Origin of the sequence: Arthrobacter sp. NPDC056886 (genome assembly GCF_042788715.1) — a bacterium.
Lineage (GTDB): Bacteria > Actinomycetota > Actinomycetes > Actinomycetales > Micrococcaceae > Arthrobacter.
Genome location: NZ_JBHUBT010000005.1, coordinates 145865 through 162674, shown reverse-complemented (window position 1 = coordinate 162674; position 16810 = coordinate 145865). Strand labels below are relative to the sequence as shown.

Below are 16810 nucleotides of genomic sequence, written 5' to 3'. Positions count from 1 at the left end.
CGCCAACTGCTGGCTGACAAGGAGTCACCATGAACGGCACAACCGCTACCCCTGGACCCACCCGAACGCCGGCTCCAGCCCCGCAGGCAGCTTCCGCGAAGGCCGCCTCCCGGAAAACTGTGCTGGTCACCGGGGCCACCGGCTACATCGGCGGGCGGCTGGTCCCCCGGCTCCTGGAAGCCGGGCACCGGGTCAAAGTCGTGGTCCGGACCCCGGCCAAGATCGGCGGCGTGCCGTGGCTGGACGAGGTCGAGGTGGTTCACAGCAGCCTCGACGACGGCGAGGCTCTGCAGGAGGCGCTCGACGGCGTCGACGTCCTGTACTACCTGGTCCATTCCATGGCGGCCGGAGCCGGCTTCGAGGACAAGGAAAAGGCGATGGCCGGGACGGCTGCCCGCGCCGCGGCAGCAGCCGGAGTGGACCGGATAGTCTACCTCGGCGGCCTGCACCCGGCCGGGGCCGAACTGTCCACGCACATGCGCTCCCGCGAGGCGGTGGGGAAAGTCTTCCTGGACAGCCCGGTGGACGCAGTGGTGTTCCAGGCCGGCGTCGTCATCGGCTCAGGCTCGGCGTCGTTCGAAATGATCAGGCACCTGTCCGAGACGCTCCCGCTCATGCCGGCCCCAAGCTGGGTGCGCAACAAGATCGAGGCGATCGCCGTCCGCGATGTCCTGTACTACCTCGTGGCGGCGGCCTCGCTGGAAGGTGACATCAACCGGACGTTTGATATCGGCTGCCGCCAGGTGCTCAGCTACGCCGGAATGATGCAGGAATACGCCGCAGAGGCCGGACTCCCCCACCGCTGGGTCCTTGCCCTGCCCGTGCCGGCCCCCAAGCTGGCCGGCCTGTGGGTGGCGCTTGTAACGCCGATCCCGCTCTCCATGTCCCTGCCGCTCGTGGAATCGCTGCAGCACGACGCCGTTTCCCGGGAGCACGACATCGATGCCCACATCTCGGTCCCCGAGGGCGGCCTGACCTCCTACCGGCGTGCCGTGGCCCTTGCCCTGGGTAAGGAACGCGACGGCCAGGTGGAAACCACGTGGGCTAGCGCCGGGGTCGACGCCGATCCGCTGCCGAGCGACCCGGACTGGTCCGGCCACACAGTGTTCGTGGACGAGCGCAGCTTCCCCAGCGACGTGGACCCGAAGCACGTGTGGACCATCATCGAAGGAATCGGCGGCCGGAACGGCTGGTACTCCCTGCCGCTGGCGTGGCAGGTGCGCGGCTGGCTTGACAAGCTGACCGGTGGGGCAGGGCTGCTGCGCGGCCGCCGGCACCCGCATCTGCTCGCGGAGGGCGAAGTGGTGGACTGGTGGCGGGTCGAGCAGATCGACCGCGGCCGGCTGCTGCGGCTGCGGGCCGAAATGCGGGCTCCGGGCCGGGCTTGGCTCGAACTTTCCGTGGAGCCGGAGGGCACGGGTAGCCGCTACCACCAGCGCGCCATTTTCTTCCCCAAGGGCCTCAGCGGCCGCCTTTACTGGCTGGCCGTCCTGCCGTTCCACAGCGTCATATTTCCCGCCATGTCGCGGAACATCACAGCGGCCGCCAAGGATCTGGAAAACCTCGAATCGAAGCCTGCCGGGCACACCACGTAGGATGTTGGAGCCCGAAACGTCCACTTCCACATCATGGAGGACCCCCTATGGCCCTGAGTGCATCCACCACCGTCCCGCACAGCGTCGACCTTGTTACCGCGGTTTTCGTCAATGAAGACTTCCTGCGCCACACGAGCGAACTCGTCGGCGGCACCTTGGAATCTTTCGCCCTTGACGGAGATCCCGCCGGCGCCTTCAGCACCACCACCGTGCGGACCATCCCTACCACCCGGATGCCCGACATCGCCCGGAAATTTGTCGGCGAAAGCCTGAAAGTGACACAGCTCGAAGCCTGGGAGGCTCCCGCCGCCGACGGCTCCCGGCAGAGCAAGATCTCCCTGAAGGTCTCCGGCGCTCCGCTGGACGTGAACGCTGTCCAGCGCCTGGTGTCCGACGGCGGCAGCACCCGGATCGAGCTCGAGGGCAACGTCACGTCCTCGGTGCCGTTCCTGGGCGGCAAGATCGCCGACGCCGCCGAGCCGATGGTCGGCAAGGCCCTGAACCTGCAGTCCCAGCAGGCCCAGGCCTGGCTCGAGAGCCACTAGCGTCGTGGAGTTGCCAGCGTTCCTCGCCGTCGTTCTGATCATTGCCGGCCTCTGGTCCCTGGTGGTCTGGCCGCAGTTCCTGCGCCGAGTCATGAAGGACCCGCGGGCCCGCGACGCCGACGGCAAGGCCACGCGCTTCCTGACCGTTCACGTGGTCCTCGTCAGCATCTCCATGCTGCTGGGGGCCGCGACGGCCGCGATCGGCATTGCCGGGCTGGTCAGCTAGGATCCGGCACACCGGCGGCAGTAGCCGCCGGTGTGCCGGGACTCCTGCCCCGGTCAGGTTCCGGCGCTAGAATCAGCAAAAAGTGGACCGCTGAAAGGGGACCGCCACTTGCTACCCCGCCGTGCGGCCATGTGGGCACTGGGCGCCTATCTGCTGGGCCTAGGCCTCATTGCCCTCTGGCCCGTTCCCGTGGACCAGGGCGCATCTGATTTCCTGACGCGGTCGCTGCGGCAGCTGCACCGCTGGGGCGTCCCTCCATGGTTCAACTATTCGGCCGTGGAGATGGCCTCGAACGTCATCCTGTTCCTGCCACTGGGCGCCCTGGTCTCCCGGATCCTCGGCCCGCGGCTCTGGTGGGGCGGAGTTGCCGTCGGATTCCTGCTCTCCGTCCTGGTTGAGCTGGCCCAGCTCGTCTTCCTCCCGGCGCGGTTTCCCTCGGTCGTTGACGTCGCCGCGAACACCGTCGGCGCCCTGTTGGGGGCCCTCTCGGCGTTGCCCTTCATGGCACGCCGCGGGACTGTGTGATCCCCGGGCGCACCGCGTACGCTGTGAACAGGCCATAACGGGAGGACATCGGAACTGTGCGGATCTCGGTTATCGGATGCGGTTATCTCGGTGCAGTCCATGCTGCGTGCATGGCAAAGCTGGGCCACGACGTTGTGGGCATCGACCTCGACGAACACAAGGTTGCGCAGCTGTCAGCGGGCCATGCCCCCTTCTACGAACCCGTGCTGGACGAGCTGCTCTCCGAGCTTGAGGAATCGGGGCGGTTGCGGTTCACCACGGACATGGCGGCGGCCCGCGGGTCTGAGGTCCACTTCATCTGCGTGGGCACGCCGCAGAAACGCGGCGAGAACGCCGCCGACCTCCGATTCGTCGACGCGGCGGTCGCATCGCTCGCCGAATACGTATCCCCGGGCGATGTCGTTGCAGGAAAGTCCACGGTGCCGGTGGGCACCGCGGCGCGACTGGCCGAAATGCTGGCGGAGACAGAACCCGGTGCGATGCTGACCTGGAATCCCGAGTTCCTGCGCGAAGGCCACGCGGTGACGGACACCTTGAATCCGGACAGGTTTGTGTACGGCGTGCCGGACGGGAGCGAAGACCACCCCGCCGTTGCCGTGTTGGACCAGGTGTATGCTCAGCCGCTCGCGGATGGGAAGCCCCGGCTGGTGACGGACTACGCCACCGCAGAACTCGTCAAGACTGCCGCCAACTCGTTCCTGGCCACCAAGATTTCCTTCATCAACGCCATGGCCGAGGTCTGCGAAGCCACGGGGGCCGACGTCACCCGGCTTGCCGATGCCATCGGACTCGATGAGCGGATCGGCAGGAAATTCCTCAACGCAGGCATCGGCTTCGGCGGCGGCTGCCTGCCCAAGGATATCCGTGCCTTCATGGCCCGCGCCGGCGAGCTCGGCGCGGACCAGGCGCTGACTTTCCTTCGCGAGGTTGACGCCATCAACATGAGGCGCCGGACCCGCGTCGTGGAGCTTACCCGGGAGCTCTGTGGCGGCACCCTGATGGGACAGCGGATCGCCGTGCTCGGGGCGGCCTTTAAGCCCGAAAGCGACGACGTCCGGGACTCCCCCGCGTTGAGCGCCGCCGCGCAGCTGCAGCTGCAAGGCGCCGTTGTGACGGTCACCGACCCCCAGGCGCTGGCCAACGCCGCAAAACGCTTCCCGGAGCTTCCGCTCGAACCGGATCTGGAGACGGCGCTGCACAGGGCCGACGCCGTGCTGCTGCTGACCGAGTGGCAGGCATACCGGGAACTGGACCCGCACGCAACCAAGGCGTTCGTGTCGGCGCCGCGCATCCTGGACGGCCGCAACGTGCTGGACCCGGCCAAGTGGCGGGCCGCCGGCTGGACCTACAAGGGCCTGGGCCGGCCGTAACGCAGGCCGCCGTAGCGGGCCGGCCCTAGCTCGGTTCTATGAGGCTGCCGTCAGGCTGCCAGCGCCTGGCCGAGAGCGTCTTCCGCGGCCACCCATGAGAGCATGGCGCACTTGACCCGGGCGGCATAGCGGGACACGCCCTCAAACGCGGCCGCGTCGCCCAGCACCTCCGGATCGGCCGGCACCTTGCCGCGCGAACGCAGCACTTCGCGGAAGCTGTCAATGACGGTGCGGAGTTCCCCGACGCTCATGCCTTCGGCGAGGTCCGTCAGCACAGACGCCGAGGCCATGGAGATGGAGCAGCCATCGCCGTCCCAGCGCAGCTCACTGACTTTCCCGCCGGCCACGGACACCCGGACGGTGATCTCGTCACCGCAGGTCGGGTTCAGCTGGTGGGACTGGCCGCTGCTGGCGTCCTCCGGCGCGGCCGCCGCGGCCAGGCCGCTGCCGTGCCGGGCCTTGGCGTGTTCCAGGATGATCTGCTGGTAGAGCTGGTCAAGACTCATGGATGTCCGTCCTAGGCTTGGAAGTAGGCACGGACATCGGCGGCCGCGTTGAGGAACGCGTCCACATCGTCCGTGGTGTTGTACAGGTACGTGCTGGCGCGCGTCGTGGCCGTCAACCCGAGCCGGCGGTGCAGCGGTTGGGCGCAGTGGTGGCCCACCCGCACGGCAATGCCCCGGCTGTCCAGGAACTGGCCGACGTCGTGCGCGTGGACGCCGGCGACGTCGAACGCCGCCAGGCCGATCCGTTCCTGCCCCGCCGCGGGACCCAGCACACGGATGCCCGGGATGGATTCCAGGCCCTGCACGAGGCGCTGGCCGAGTTCGGCCTCCCAGGCGTGGATGCGGTCCATCCCGGTTTCGCTGAGGTAGTTCACCGCCGCGGCGAGTGCCACGGCCTGCGAAATGCGCTGGGTGCCGGCCTCGAAGCGCTGCGGGCTTGGCAGGAAGCCCGCCCGTTCCATCGTGACGGTGGTGATCATGGAACCGCCGGTCAGGAACGGCGGCATCGCGTTAAGCAGCTCCGAGCGGCCGTAGAGGGCGCCGATGCCGGTGGGGGCGAGCATTTTGTGGCCGGAGAACACCGCGAAGTCGACGTCGAGCGCCTTGAGGTCCAGGGGCAGGTGCGGCGCGGACTGGCAGGCGTCGAGCACCACCAGGGCGCCCGCGGAACGGGCCAAGGCCACCAGGGCGGCGACCGGGTTGATGGTGCCCAGGACGTTGGACGCGTGCGTGAACGCCAGGATGCGGGTGCGGGGGCCAATGATGCCGGCGGCGGCCTCCAGGTCCAGGGCGCCGGCGTCGTCGATCGGGATGAACCTGATGACGGCGCCGGTCCGGGCCGCCAGCTCCTGCCAGGGAATCAGGTTGGCGTGGTGTTCCATCTCCGTGACCACGACTTCGTCGCCCGGGGCCAGCGCGAACCGGGCTGCTTCGGGGGCGGCGCCGGGCAGGGACGCATTGAGGAAGGAGTAGGTGAGCAGGTTCAGGCCCTCCGTGGCGTTGGAGGTCCAGATCAGTTCATCCCACTCCGCCCCGACGAAGTCCGCCACGGTTTCCCGGGCGTTTTCGAACGCTTCGGTGGCCTCGACGGCGAGGTGGTGCGCCCCGCGGTGGACCGCCGAGTTCCGCTGCTCGTAGAACTCTTGCTCGGCCTCGAGCACGCTGAGCGGGTTCTGCGAGGTAGCCCCGGAGTCCAGGTAGATGAGCGGCTTGCCGTTGACGTGCTGCTGCAGGATCGGGAAGTCGTTGCGGATCCTCAGGACCTCGTCGTTCCCGAGCGTGATGGCAGAGCTGCGGAGGTGGGCTGGTGTGGCAACCATGGCGGAGACTCCTGGATCGGCGTTCGCTGCGGCGCCTCGAGCGCGCCGGCCGGAAGGCAGGCGTCGCCATTACGTCACGCAGATTAATCCTAATTATTCCATGCGTGGATGTCCCCGCAGTGCGGGTGCCTGTAGAACCGTCCCACCCCGGGCTGAGTTTGAATTGCGCCCCCGCGTCATGCGGAAAACCACTAAGCATATTTATAGTTCCTGCAGGTCTTGGCCGCTACGATGACTTCATGCAATGGAATAAGGCAGTCTCCGGGCTTCGGAATTGGGCCGCGACCGAAACTTCCCCGTGCAGGTAGACCAGACCCAGCAGCCGCTGGCCCCCTCAACTTCTCACCGCGAACTGGTTCAGGCCCTGCGATCGAAGCAAAAGACATCAAAAGGCGCCTCCGCCTACGCACGCTTCCTGAACCGTCCCGCGGGCCGCCATCTTGCCGCGCTGGCGTACAAGTTGCATATGACGCCCAACGGCGTGACGGCGGTGAGCGCCCTGTGCAGTTTCGCCGGGATAGGGCTGATCGCGTTTGCTCCGGCGACGCCGGTGATCAGTGTGCTGGTTGCCGTGCTGCTCATTCTCGGCTACGCCCTGGACTCGGCGGACGGCCAGCTGGCTAGGCTGCGCGGCGGCGGAAGCTTTGCCGGCGAGTGGCTGGACCACGTTGTCGACGCGGTCAAGATGGCTTCCCTCCACTTGGCGGTGCTAGTGGCTTGGTACCAGGGCTACGTCGAGAGGGGCGCCTGGCTGGCCGTTCCCTTGCTCTACCAGTTGCTTGCCGTGGTGCTTTTTTTCGCGATCATTTTGACCGACCAGATGAGGCGGGCGCACCGCGGATCCACCTCGACCCGATTGGCCGGGGAAGGCAGCTCATCAATTCTCTATTCCCTGGCCGTCCTGCCCACTGAGTACGGGGTGCTGTGCCTGGCATTTTTCCTGTGGTCCATCCCGCCGCTTTTTTCCGTTGTCTATGCAGTCTTTTTCGGCATCAACGTGTGCTTCCTCCTGCTGGCGATGCCGCGCTGGTACGGTGAAATGCGAAGTTATGGCTCAGCCGACAGGGCCCAGGCAGCGGCCCCCACAGAACTCTGAGGCTATTGCCGGACCGACTCCTGCATCCGGTACCACTCCACGGTGCCGCCGATGCCTTTCTCCAGGGGGACACGGTATCTCCAGCCGGAGTCCGCCAGCTTGGAGACGTCGAGGAGCTTCTGCGGAGTCCCGTCGGGTTTGGCCGTGTCCCACACTGTCGTTCCCGTGAACCCGACCGCATCCGCCACCATTGTGGCCAGCTCGGCAATGCTCACATCCGTCCCGGCGCCAACGTTGACCTGTTCCGGGCCGTCATAGTGTTCCATCAGGTGCAGGCAAGCCTCTGCCATGTCATCGACGTGCAGGAACTCCCGGCGCGGTGTTCCGGTGCCCCAGTTCGTCACCGACTCTGAGCCCGCGGCCACCGCTTCCGCATAGCGTCGGATCAGGGCCGGCAGCACGTGCGAGCCTTGCGGCGAGAAATTGTCGCCCGGGCCATAGAGGTTTGTGGGCATAGCCGAGATCCAGGCTAGCCCGTGCTGGCGCCGTACGGCTTGGACCTGGAGGATGCCGGCGATTTTCGCAATGGCGTAAGCGTCATTGGTCGGCTCCAAATGACCGGTGAGGAGGTATTCCTCCTTGATGGGCTGAGGTGCCAGCTTGGGGTAGATGCACGACGAGCCGAGAAACAGAAGCCGCTCGACTCCTGCCTCCTGCGCCGCATCCAGCACGTTGACCTGAATCTGGAGGTTTTCGCTGAGAAAATCCGCGGGATAGGTGTTGTTGGCCATGATCCCGCCCACCTTGGCGGCAGCCAGGACCACGTACCTCGGCTTCGCTTCACGAAAGAAGGCGAAAGTGGCGTCGCGGTCTTTCAGATCCAGCTCATGCGAGCTACGGCCGATCAGGTTTGTGAACCCTGCCTTGGCCAGTGAGCGCCAAAGCGCGGATCCGGCCAGGCCACGGTGGCCGGCGATGTAGAAAGGGGCCTCGCGCTCTAGCGGACCGGGCGTGAAGTGTGTGGCCTCAGTCATCCCCGCTGCCCCAGCTGCCGAGGTCGACGGTGTCGATCCATCCGCCGGGATGCTTCAGGACTTCCATGTCGGCCTCAACCATCAGCCGGGCCAGTTCCGGGGTTTCGACTGTGGCTTTCCATCCGAGTTTTTCTCTTGCCTTGGACGCATCGCCCACCAGCGCATCCACTTCGGTGGGACGAAGGTAGCGCTCGTCGAACTCGACGTGGTCTTCCCAATTGAGCCCGGCGTGAGTGAACGCAATTTCCAGGAAGTCACGGACCGTGTAAGCGGCGCCGGTAGCGAGCACAAAATCGTCGGGCTCATCGGCCTGCAGCATCCTCCACATGCCTTCGACGTACTCGGCGGCGTACCCCCAGTCTCGGACCGCGTCGAGGTTGCCCATGTAGAGCGTGTCCTGAAGTCCGGCACTGATGGCGGCCACGGCCCGGGTGATTTTGCGCGTGACAAAGGTTTCGCCGCGCCGAGGGGACTCATGGTTGAACAGGACGCCGTTAACGGCGTACATTCCGTAGGCTTCGCGGTAGTTCTTCGTCACCCAGTAGCTGTAGACCTTTGCAGCCCCATAGGGAGAGCGTGGGTAGAACGGAGTTTCTTCGCTTTGCGGCGGCGGCGTAGCGCCGAACATCTCCGACGAGGATGCTTGGTAATACCGGGTGTCGATTCCGGCCAGACGCACAGCTTCGAGCATGCGCACAGAGCCCACTCCAGTGGTGTCAGCCGTGTGCTCTGGTTCGTCAAAAGAAACCCGGACGTGCGACTGGGCCGCCAGGTTGTAGACCTCGTCAGGCTTGATTTTCGCGATCAGGGTGACAAGCCGTGCCCCGTCGCTCAGGTCCCCGTAGTGGAGGAAGAGCCTCGCATCCGGCTCATGCGGATCAACGTACAGGTGCTCTATCCTCACCGTGTTGAAGGTGGAAGCCCTGCGAATGAGGCCGTGGACCTCGTAGCCCTTCTTGAGGAGAAGTTCGGCCAGATATGAACCGTCCTGACCCGTTATACCGGTAATAAGCGCGCGTTTAATCACAAGGTCCCCCGAAGTCTCGAACGATGATGAACGGCAAATGTCCGGACCCCGGTCCTAAGGGCTCCACACGATCTGTGCTGTCATGATAGATGAGGCAGATCACACTTGCGAGCACTTTTCAGAATTCAAGATGTGCAAATTCGCAGATGCCCGGGATTGGCGCAGCCCATCACGGCCCGATGTGGCGGGAGCCATCGGCTCCCGCCACATCGCCGTCGGCAGTTAGGCGGCCGGGACCACACGCCCGCTGCGCTCCTGGCCGGCGGCCTGAAGCGAAGCGAACGTCATGTACGACTTGTTCCACGAGAAGCGCTTGGCGCTCGTGGCGTCCATCCGGTACGTGTTGAAGTCGAACCGGTTGTTCTTGGCGGTGTAGTACGGCGTCGGCGAAACGGGAGACAGTGTGCCCAATCCCTGAACGCCCTCGCCAGTCCTGGTTCCGGTGGCGAGTGTTACATCGTTGTGGTGGACGTAAAGGTTGTGCAGGTCCCAGGCGCCGTAGGTACCGCTGCCCCGGCTTCGCATCTGCGCGGCGATGCCGTTCTGGTTTTTCCCGATAACGTTCTGCCGGATCTCAACATCGGGCGAGGAGTTGACGTTGATGGCGGCCACCGCATACAGCGAGTAGTCGCTTCCCCGTCCACCCCCGGTCGCCATGCCGTAGCCGTTGCCGGTCAGCTTGTTGTCGCTGATGAGCGCCTTGTAGCTGATCTCATACCGGATTCCATCGGCATAATTGTTATTGATGGTGTTTCCGAGAATATTGACGTTGATGTTGTTGATGTCGAACCAAACGCCGGAGCCCCGATTGTTCAGGACGTTGTTACCCCGGAACGTCACGCCGTTGGAAGAGGTGGCCTTGAATCCGCCGGCTTCCCAGTCGGCTCCCCAATACCCTGCGGTGTTGTTGTTCGTGATCGAATTGTTTTCAACAACGGTGCCGTTGGATGCGTAGTGGCCCATGCCCAGCTGGCCGTTTTCAACCATCGTGTTGTTGCGGACGACAGCCCGGTGCGCGTTGGCCAACTGCAGCCCAATTCCATTGTTTCTTTTGAAAAGACAGCCTTCAACGATCCAGTCGGATCCGCCAACAAGAACCGCTCCCTTTTGGGACGGTGCGGCAAAGTTGCTGAAGGTCAGGCCGCTCAGCGTGACGCCCTGTGCCGAGGAATTGATGGCATGCGGTGTCCGCGCAATTTCCATGGTTGCGTTGGCAGGATCAGTCCCCAGCCATGTGCGGTTGGTTTGGTAATCCTGGAAAAAGCCATTGGCGCGCAGATTGCCAAGCTGCATCACACGCTTCATGGCGACGCCGTTCCGGTACACCTGCTCGCGCTTCTGACAGGGGTTGGCTTCCGCTCCACTGTTGACTTCACACTGTCCGGCATCCGAATAGGCAGCCGGCAACAGTCCGTTCTTGTACCAGCGGGCGTTGGATCCATCCTTCACCCATCCGGAGACAACATTCGATCCCTTGATGACTGCAGTGCCTGCGCCGCCAAGTGCCAGCAGCTTCTGACCGCGTTTGGGACTGATGGGGCTGCTAATCCGGTAAGTACCAGCCGACAGCCCGATGCGGGCACCTTCCGGTGACGCATTGATCACGGTCTGGATCGAAGCCCCGGGGGCCACCGTGGCATCCACAACGGGAGTGGCCGCGGAGGATGGGGCAACGAATCCGAGGCTGAACACAGCTGCCAGCGAGGCCACCGCCGCCGCTCGTCGGCCGCGGCCGGGCCGGGGTGGATTCATACCGGGCATAGGTATAACAGGGGAGAACAACATGAGAAATTTCTTTCTGTCGGCGAGCCCGTCTGTGCGCCCTTTGACCGCGATTCCCCCAGCGAAAATCGCGTCCCGGGTATGCAAGGGGCATTACGGTTGGACACTCTAGCAAGAAATTGTTGCGAAACAGCATCCAGTCGGTCGTTGACAGCACACTTCGGCTACGGTAAGCCGGGCACTCGGAGAAATGGAAAGGCCAGCCCTTATCAGGCCGGCGCGACCGATCCTACGGTGTCGTTGCCGGCACCCTGCCAACCTTCGAAATCCAGTTCATCGCCCTGGTATTTGAATTTGGGCGCAGTGACGTCCTTGAGGACGTAGCGGTTGCTTTGAAATCTGATGCTGCCCACGTCCGGCGGACGCGTCAGTGAACCGGCCTCGACATAGCCGGTGGTCGCGGTGTCCGGCCCTCGCAGGTCAACGAGGTTCCCCGCGACCACCACATTTTTGAGCACGTACTCGCCCCACGGCCCCTCGCCCCGCGGGCGGGCCTGGATTCCTATCCCGTTGAGGTTCCCGGAGACAGCGTTCTTCTCGATCGTGACATCGCTGCTGGTGTTCACGGTGATTCCCGCCCCGGTGAGCAGGCCGGTTCCAGCTCCGCGCTTCAAGGCCAGTCCGTTCCCGGTCACGGCGTTACCGGTTATGCGCCCGTTGCGGCTAATTTCGTACCGGACACCATCTGCGGCGTTGCCGGCTATTTTGTTATCGGTGATGCCGACGCCGTCGCCGGCCACGTCCACCCACACGCCCACGCCAAGGTTGTTGCTGATGTCATTGTTGGCGATGGTCGAGGACGATCTCGTGACTTTAATTCCGCCCGATTCCCAGTCCGCGCGCCAGAACTCCGCCGTATTGTTGTTGACGATGCGGTTGTTTTCAATACGAACACCTTGGGAACGGTATTGACCTAGGCCCAGCTGGCCATTAGCCACAATGGTATTGCCGGTGATGCGTGCCTTGTCTGCTTCCACCATCATGATGCCGACGCCGTGGTTAGCCGTGACGGTGCAATCCCGAACCGTCCAGTCCTGGCCGCCGACCACAACGGCGCCCTGCTGGGCCAAATTAGCGAATCCGCGAATGGTGAGGTGCTCGATCGAGACCGCTGGAGCGGTCGAAGTGATCGCAGTTCTGGTGCGTGCCAGCGTTGCGGCACGCCCAGTTGGATCCTGACTAAGATAAAGGACATTGGCCGCGTAATCCGCATAGAAGGTGGCTGCGGCGACGGCGTTTCTTGTCATGACCCGCCGTATGGGGTGGCCGTCCAGGAAAAGCGTTTCGGCGACCTGACAAGGGTTCGATTGAGCATCCTCACACTGCCCGGACTTTTCATAATCGGCCGGCAAATGGCCCCGGGCAGTCCAAACTGCCCCCACGGCTCTCCAGCCTTCGACAGGAACGTCGCCGGCCAACACAGTGTTCTCGCTGCCACGGAAGGTCTGTGAGGCCTTAGGCCGGATGGGCCGGTCCACCATGAAGCGCCCTTGCGCCAGGCAAACCACGGCGCCTTCGGGCTGAGATTCCGCCACCTGGGCGAGGTCTGCTCCTGGTTCCACGGAAACTGTGCAGGGGGCGGCGGCAGTTTTGCCAGAGTTTTCGGACGTAGGGCCCGCGGCAGTGGCGACCGCCGTCGCCGTCGCCGTTGTGGGCGGGATGCCTGCCGGGCGCGCTGGCTCTGCCTCGCTGCAGCCGCTCAGCATGAGTGCGACGGCCAGCAACAAGGCTCCCGGGTATCCCCAACAGGCACGGATCACATACTCGTCCTTCTCTAGTAAGAACCCGTTGAATCCGATAGCATGCGGTGAAATCACCGACTGCGAACGGAACCACTTGCGCGTTTTACTGGTCCACAACCGCTACCGCTCCGATCATCCTAGCGGAGAGGACACCGTAGTGGAGCAGGAGCGCAGACTGCTTGAGGGTGCCGGGCACGAGGTGGTTGAATACACCCGCCGCAGTGATGACATCGCTTCAATGCCTGCCACCCGGAAGGCAGAATTACCGCTGCGCGTCACCTGGTCCCTGCAGGATCAGGCCGCCATGCACGCCGTGCTCAGCAAGCAGCCATTTGACGTTATCCACCTGCACAATTCCTTTCCGCTCATTAGCCCGTCCATTCTGACGTCGGCCCGGCAAATGTCCGTCCCGGTCGTTGTAACGCTCCACAACTATCGGCTTGTCTGCGCCGCCGGAACGCTGCTGCGCGACGGGCAGCCCTGCTTCAAGTGCTTGAACGGTCCTCCGACGCCGGCCCTGGTCCACGCGTGCTACCGCAACAGCCGCCTGGCGACCGCTCCACTGGCCCTGTCCATTGGAACTCACCGCGCCCTGCGCACCTGGCAGCGGGGCGTAGACCGGTTCATAGTGATGAGCAATTTTGCCCGCGGAATAATGACCCAGGCTGGAATTCCAGCGGAACAGATCTCCATAAAACCGCACTTCATACCCGCCCCTGCCCAGGTTCGTGCGGGTACGGGATCCTATGGCCTCTACCTTGGACGGCTTTCTGTGGAGAAGGGCGTCTCGACGCTGATCAAGGCCTGGGATTCCTCGTTGGGCACCCTCATGATTGCCGGCGACGGACCCCTGCGCCGGGAGTTGGAGGAAGAGGCGGCCGAGCACGGGTCGTCCATCCGTTTCGTGGGGTCGCTTGACCGTGCTGACGCGCTGGACCTGCTGCTCAACGCCCGTTACCTGGTCAACCCGTCCAGGGCCTTCGAGACTTTCGGTTTGAGCGTCGTGGAGGCATTCGCACATGGCGTCCCGGCGGTGGTGCCGAGCCAGGGAGTGTTCCCGGAACTGGTGCGCGATGGCGAGAACGGCTTCACTTTTGAGCCGGGAAATGCGCTTTCCCTCCGGGCAGCCCTGCTCAAGATCAACGACCCCGCGGTATCGCTGCGCACCGGTGCGATCGCCCGCCAGGACTATCTGTCCCTCTTCACTCCGGCAAGCAACCTGAGCGCGCTTGTAGCCATTTACGATGATGTCATCGCGCGCAAGGGAAGTCCCCGGGCCTAGAAGGTCAGGTGGCGATCTTCCAGTTCAGCCGCACTCCGATTCAGCTGACCTCGACCTGACGGAACTCCACCGGCTGCTTGCCTTGATAGTTCTTGTTCAGCCCGAAGTAGCCTCCCCGGTAGGTTGAATTGTTGGCTACCCCGCTGGCTACGGCACCGTCCAGCCGCGTAAACGTAATGGTGCGCGGGGTGACGTCCACGCGGAAGCGCATCCAGGCGCCGACCTTCGGCGCGTCCGAACGCGTCTCACCCAGCAATTCCCCCTCCAGCGCTCCGACCCCGCGGGAAAATAGCCGCATGGTCCCTGCCGCGTCCAGGGTCAGGTGGTAGCCGCCCACCGTGGCCTTCGCCGTCGGGCGGTACGGCTGATCATCGGCCTGGCCGAATGCGATTCCTGCGGTCCCGCTCCTGTCCGGGACCGCCATGGGCCATCGCATGTCGAAAGCCAGCGAGTAGGTATCCCTTATGACGGGTCCCATGGATCCCAACGTGTAGGTTGAACTGGCCTCGTTGTTGAGGCTGACGGAGGAGAATTCGGGCTGCAGTGTGGGCTGATAGGTGGGGACCAGGATCCACGGCAGGTCCCCCGCCGCACGTACCCCGGATGAGAAGCTGTCCCGTTGACTCATGGCTGCCTTGCCCGAAACATACGGATAATTCGAACTCATCAGCCCGGTCACGCCCAACGCGGTCACCCTGTCACGCATCCAGCGGGTATGGATTTCCCAGCAGATGACTGGCTTGCCAAAGGCAACGAGAGCCTTGATTTCGTTGTCCGTGGCACCGTGGTAAATGCCCAGGTAGTCAAAGCGGTCCGCGAAGTCAGCGAACCGGTTCCCGAGGTTGTCGACGAAGTACCCCCACGTCTTGTAACCCCGGGCCTTCGCCTCTGCGTAATGTTTGCCGCCGGCCGTTTGCTTCCACACAAAGTGCTCTTTGGAATCCGGATAACTGTCCATCAGGTCAAGCAGGGCTTTCGTGTTTCCGCCCTGTTTGTCCTCGATGAAGATCACGCTGGTGGCCGCGTGTGCGTCCAGCACGTCTTTGAGCCGGGGAATGGGCTCACGGGGTGTCTGCGGGCCGATCCATGCGCGCGAGTCATTCCGTAGTACGCCCAGGTCCTCGTAGGTCACCTCTCCGATCTGCAGGTTGCGGCCCGTCATGCGTTCGGTATTGCTGTCATGGTGGCAGACCAGCACGCCGTCACTGGTGGCGCTGACAGAGACTTCTATGGCCTTCGCACCGCTTTGAATTGCGTGTGAATAGGCCCCGGCTGTGTGTTCGGTCCAGTTGTCCCCCGAGCCGCGATGGGCAATGTAGAACGGCGCGGTGGACATCAGCTCGGTCAGCGTGTGCATCTGCTGCGCAGCAGCAGGCGCTCCGGACGTGGAGGGCCGGCTGTTTGATGGCCCGCTCCCGCAACCGGTCAGGACGGCTGCCATTCCTGCCGCCGTCAGGAGCTGCCGGCGGGAGAGCCACCGTTGCCCAGGGGCTTCTTCAGGGACGTGTCGAAACAAGACCAGTCACCCCCGCAGCGTCGGGCGTTCCGTGGCCTGCGGCGGCCCCGTGTGCCGGGACCTTTTGGGCCTGCCGGTACCAGGCATCAAGAAGGAGAGGCAGCCGGGAGGACGACCAGCGACCCGACGGCGCCGGCCGCGGTGATGACTCGGCGTCCCTGAGTGCTGCGGCCAATCTTGCAGGCAGCCCCGGCCCGACGTCGACGATGTGGCTGATCCCGGCCGCCGTCCTGCTGACAAGGACAGGAGGGCCGGCCAAGTCAACGCAGATCACGGGCAAGCCCGCTGCGCAGGCCTCCGCCACAGCCCAGGGAGCGGAATCATGCAGGGAGGGGAAAAGCATGGCGTCGGCATCGGCCAGCGCTGCCAGGACATCCTGTCGCGGGAGCTGGCCCCGGCAGGTCACCCTGTCGGCCAGGCCGCGTCGGGCAGCTTCCGCCTCGATCCAGCGCTGGTCGGGGCCGCTGCCAATGAACTCCAGCCTCCAATTCGCCGCCGACGGATGGCTTAGGGCATTCACGGCGAGTCTGGTTCCCTTCCAAGACACCAGGCGGCCGACGAATACCGCCGTGTGGACGCCGGCCGGGGGGATGCTGCGGACGACGGCCGCCCCGGCAGGTTCCACCATTGCGTTTGGCTCGACCACCACGGCGGCCGCACCGGCGAAACGCCGCCGGACGTCCTCATTCAGGCCCACGACAATCTGGGCACGGCGGGCCATCCTTTCCGCGAAAATCCGCCGGCTCGCCCCAGTTACCGCCCGCCGGCCGAGCTCGCCCAGCGCTCCCCTGAGCCCCAGCCAGCGCAGGAGCCTGACTGGGACATAGGAGGCACCCCCGACCGGGCCCCACACCAATGGCACGGTCGAAGGAAGTGCCATCAGACCACACGGCATCCAGTCCGAAGCGAAGGTCACGTGGTGGGCCACATCGAACGGTGTCTCCTGATGGAGTTCGAGTGCTTTCTGCCCTGCCAGCCGTTGCCACAGGGGGTAGTACCAATAGACGTCCCGGTGGTGCTTCTTGAGACGAAGGCACCAGTCCGGCAGATCCAGGTAAACCACGTGGAGCCTCGATGCCAGCGCGGGGTCCGCGGCGATGGCGTCCCTGATCAGCGGTTCAAAACGACGCCTGGTGATCACCCAAACCTCGCTGTGCTGTGCGGCCGCCAGGGCAAAGGCCCAGCCTGCACCGGGCTCCGAGCCCATCCCCGGGCCGCACGCGTACGCACTGATGAGTACGCGGCGCCGGCCGGGGACGGGTCCGCCGGCGCCGCTGGCGTCGATGAACTGCTGCACGGTTGGTT

15 protein-coding genes are annotated in these 16810 nt (G+C 64.6%); 7 read left to right on the top strand and 8 right to left on the bottom strand.

Annotation, left to right across the window (positions count from 1 at the left end):
- The first annotated feature begins 29 nt into the window (after nucleotides 1-29).
- From ACFRJ8_RS10550 to ACFRJ8_RS10530, 5 genes are all read left to right on the top strand, one after another.
- On the top strand, nucleotides 30-1595 hold the full coding sequence (locus tag ACFRJ8_RS10550) for an SDR family oxidoreductase (protein WP_377986052.1): 1566 nt from the start codon (nucleotides 30-32) through the stop codon (nucleotides 1593-1595).
- Nucleotides 1596-1642: 47 nt separating this feature from the next.
- On the top strand, nucleotides 1643-2140 hold the full coding sequence (locus tag ACFRJ8_RS10545; RefSeq protein WP_377986051.1) for a DUF2505 domain-containing protein: 498 nt from the start codon (nucleotides 1643-1645) through the stop codon (nucleotides 2138-2140).
- A gap of 4 nt (nucleotides 2141-2144) precedes the next feature.
- Entirely contained in the window at nucleotides 2145-2366 is a 222-nt protein-coding gene (locus ACFRJ8_RS10540) for an SCO4848 family membrane protein (protein WP_377986050.1), read from the top strand.
- A gap of 108 nt (nucleotides 2367-2474) precedes the next feature.
- Nucleotides 2475-2891, top strand: coding sequence for a VanZ family protein (locus ACFRJ8_RS10535; protein ID WP_377986049.1), 417 nt, complete (start codon nucleotides 2475-2477; stop codon nucleotides 2889-2891).
- A 56-nt stretch (nucleotides 2892-2947) separates the two neighbouring features.
- On the top strand, nucleotides 2948-4261 hold the full coding sequence (locus ACFRJ8_RS10530; RefSeq protein WP_377986048.1) for a UDP-glucose dehydrogenase family protein: 1314 nt from the start codon (nucleotides 2948-2950) through the stop codon (nucleotides 4259-4261).
- 50 nt (nucleotides 4262-4311) lie between these two features.
- Here ACFRJ8_RS10530 and sufU read toward each other — a convergent pair whose 3' ends face one another.
- Entirely contained in the window at nucleotides 4312-4767 is a 456-nt protein-coding gene (sufU, locus tag ACFRJ8_RS10525; protein ID WP_277526177.1) for a Fe-S cluster assembly sulfur transfer protein SufU, read from the bottom strand.
- Between the two features lie 11 nt (nucleotides 4768-4778).
- Entirely contained in the window at nucleotides 4779-6086 is a 1308-nt protein-coding gene (locus ACFRJ8_RS10520; protein ID WP_377986047.1) for an aminotransferase class V-fold PLP-dependent enzyme, read from the bottom strand.
- 298 nt (nucleotides 6087-6384) lie between these two features.
- Between ACFRJ8_RS10520 and ACFRJ8_RS10515 the strand changes: the two genes are divergently transcribed.
- A complete protein-coding gene (locus tag ACFRJ8_RS10515; protein WP_377986046.1) occupies nucleotides 6385-7182 on the top strand; it encodes a CDP-alcohol phosphatidyltransferase family protein in 798 nt (265 codons plus the stop codon).
- A gap of 2 nt (nucleotides 7183-7184) precedes the next feature.
- Here ACFRJ8_RS10515 and ACFRJ8_RS10510 read toward each other — a convergent pair whose 3' ends face one another.
- From ACFRJ8_RS10510 to ACFRJ8_RS10495, 4 genes are all read right to left on the bottom strand, one after another.
- Nucleotides 7185-8156, bottom strand: coding sequence for a GDP-L-fucose synthase family protein (locus ACFRJ8_RS10510; RefSeq protein ID WP_377986045.1), 972 nt, complete (start codon nucleotides 8154-8156; stop codon nucleotides 7185-7187).
- Nucleotides 8149-9183: a GDP-mannose 4,6-dehydratase gene (gmd, locus tag ACFRJ8_RS10505; protein ID WP_377986044.1), complete on the bottom strand. Its 1035-nt coding sequence runs from the start codon at nucleotides 9181-9183 to the stop codon at nucleotides 8149-8151. Before gmd ends, ACFRJ8_RS10510 begins: the two co-directional genes overlap by 8 nt.
- 222 nt (nucleotides 9184-9405) lie before the next feature.
- Nucleotides 9406-10968: a right-handed parallel beta-helix repeat-containing protein gene (locus ACFRJ8_RS10500; protein ID WP_377986043.1), complete on the bottom strand. Its 1563-nt coding sequence runs from the start codon at nucleotides 10966-10968 to the stop codon at nucleotides 9406-9408.
- A gap of 206 nt (nucleotides 10969-11174) precedes the next feature.
- Nucleotides 11175-12527 carry a right-handed parallel beta-helix repeat-containing protein gene (locus ACFRJ8_RS10495; protein WP_377986042.1) on the bottom strand — a complete coding sequence of 451 codons (1353 nt, stop codon included), beginning with the start codon at nucleotides 12525-12527 and terminating at the stop codon, nucleotides 11175-11177.
- Between the two features lie 274 nt (nucleotides 12528-12801).
- Here ACFRJ8_RS10495 and ACFRJ8_RS10490 point away from each other — a divergent pair, with 274 nt between their 5' ends.
- Nucleotides 12802-13989, top strand: a complete 1188-nt coding sequence (locus tag ACFRJ8_RS10490) for a glycosyltransferase family 4 protein (RefSeq protein ID WP_377986041.1) — start codon at nucleotides 12802-12804, stop codon at nucleotides 13987-13989.
- Between the two features lie 40 nt (nucleotides 13990-14029).
- Here ACFRJ8_RS10490 and ACFRJ8_RS10485 read toward each other — a convergent pair whose 3' ends face one another.
- Both ACFRJ8_RS10485 and ACFRJ8_RS10480 read right to left on the bottom strand, forming a co-directional pair.
- Nucleotides 14030-15430, bottom strand: coding sequence for a glycerophosphodiester phosphodiesterase (locus ACFRJ8_RS10485; RefSeq protein WP_377986040.1), 1401 nt, complete (start codon nucleotides 15428-15430; stop codon nucleotides 14030-14032).
- 55 nt (nucleotides 15431-15485) lie between these two features.
- Nucleotides 15486-16802 (bottom strand): glycosyltransferase family 4 protein, encoded by a 1317-nt coding sequence (locus ACFRJ8_RS10480; RefSeq protein ID WP_377986039.1) that lies wholly within the window; start codon nucleotides 16800-16802, stop codon nucleotides 15486-15488.
- Nucleotides 16803-16810 lie beyond the last annotated feature (8 nt).

What these genes read in the sequence shown, in the direction of transcription:
- ACFRJ8_RS10550 (WP_377986052.1), top strand. Translation starts at nt 30, where the DNA reads ATGAACGGCACAACCGCTACCCCTGGACCCACCCGAACGCCGGCTCCA.
- ACFRJ8_RS10545 (WP_377986051.1), top strand. Translation starts at nt 1,643, where the DNA reads ATGGCCCTGAGTGCATCCACCACCGTCCCGCACAGCGTCGACCTTGTT.
- sufU (WP_277526177.1), bottom strand. Translation starts at nt 4,767, where the DNA reads ATGAGTCTTGACCAGCTCTACCAGCAGATCATCCTGGAACACGCCAAG.
- ACFRJ8_RS10520 (WP_377986047.1), bottom strand. Translation starts at nt 6,086, where the DNA reads ATGGTTGCCACACCAGCCCACCTCCGCAGCTCTGCCATCACGCTCGGG.
- ACFRJ8_RS10510 (WP_377986045.1), bottom strand. Translation starts at nt 8,156, where the DNA reads ATGACTGAGGCCACACACTTCACGCCCGGTCCGCTAGAGCGCGAGGCC.
- ACFRJ8_RS10500 (WP_377986043.1), bottom strand. Translation starts at nt 10,968, where the DNA reads ATGTTGTTCTCCCCTGTTATACCTATGCCCGGTATGAATCCACCCCGG.
- ACFRJ8_RS10485 (WP_377986040.1), bottom strand. Translation starts at nt 15,430, where the DNA reads ATGGCAGCCGTCCTGACCGGTTGCGGGAGCGGGCCATCAAACAGCCGG.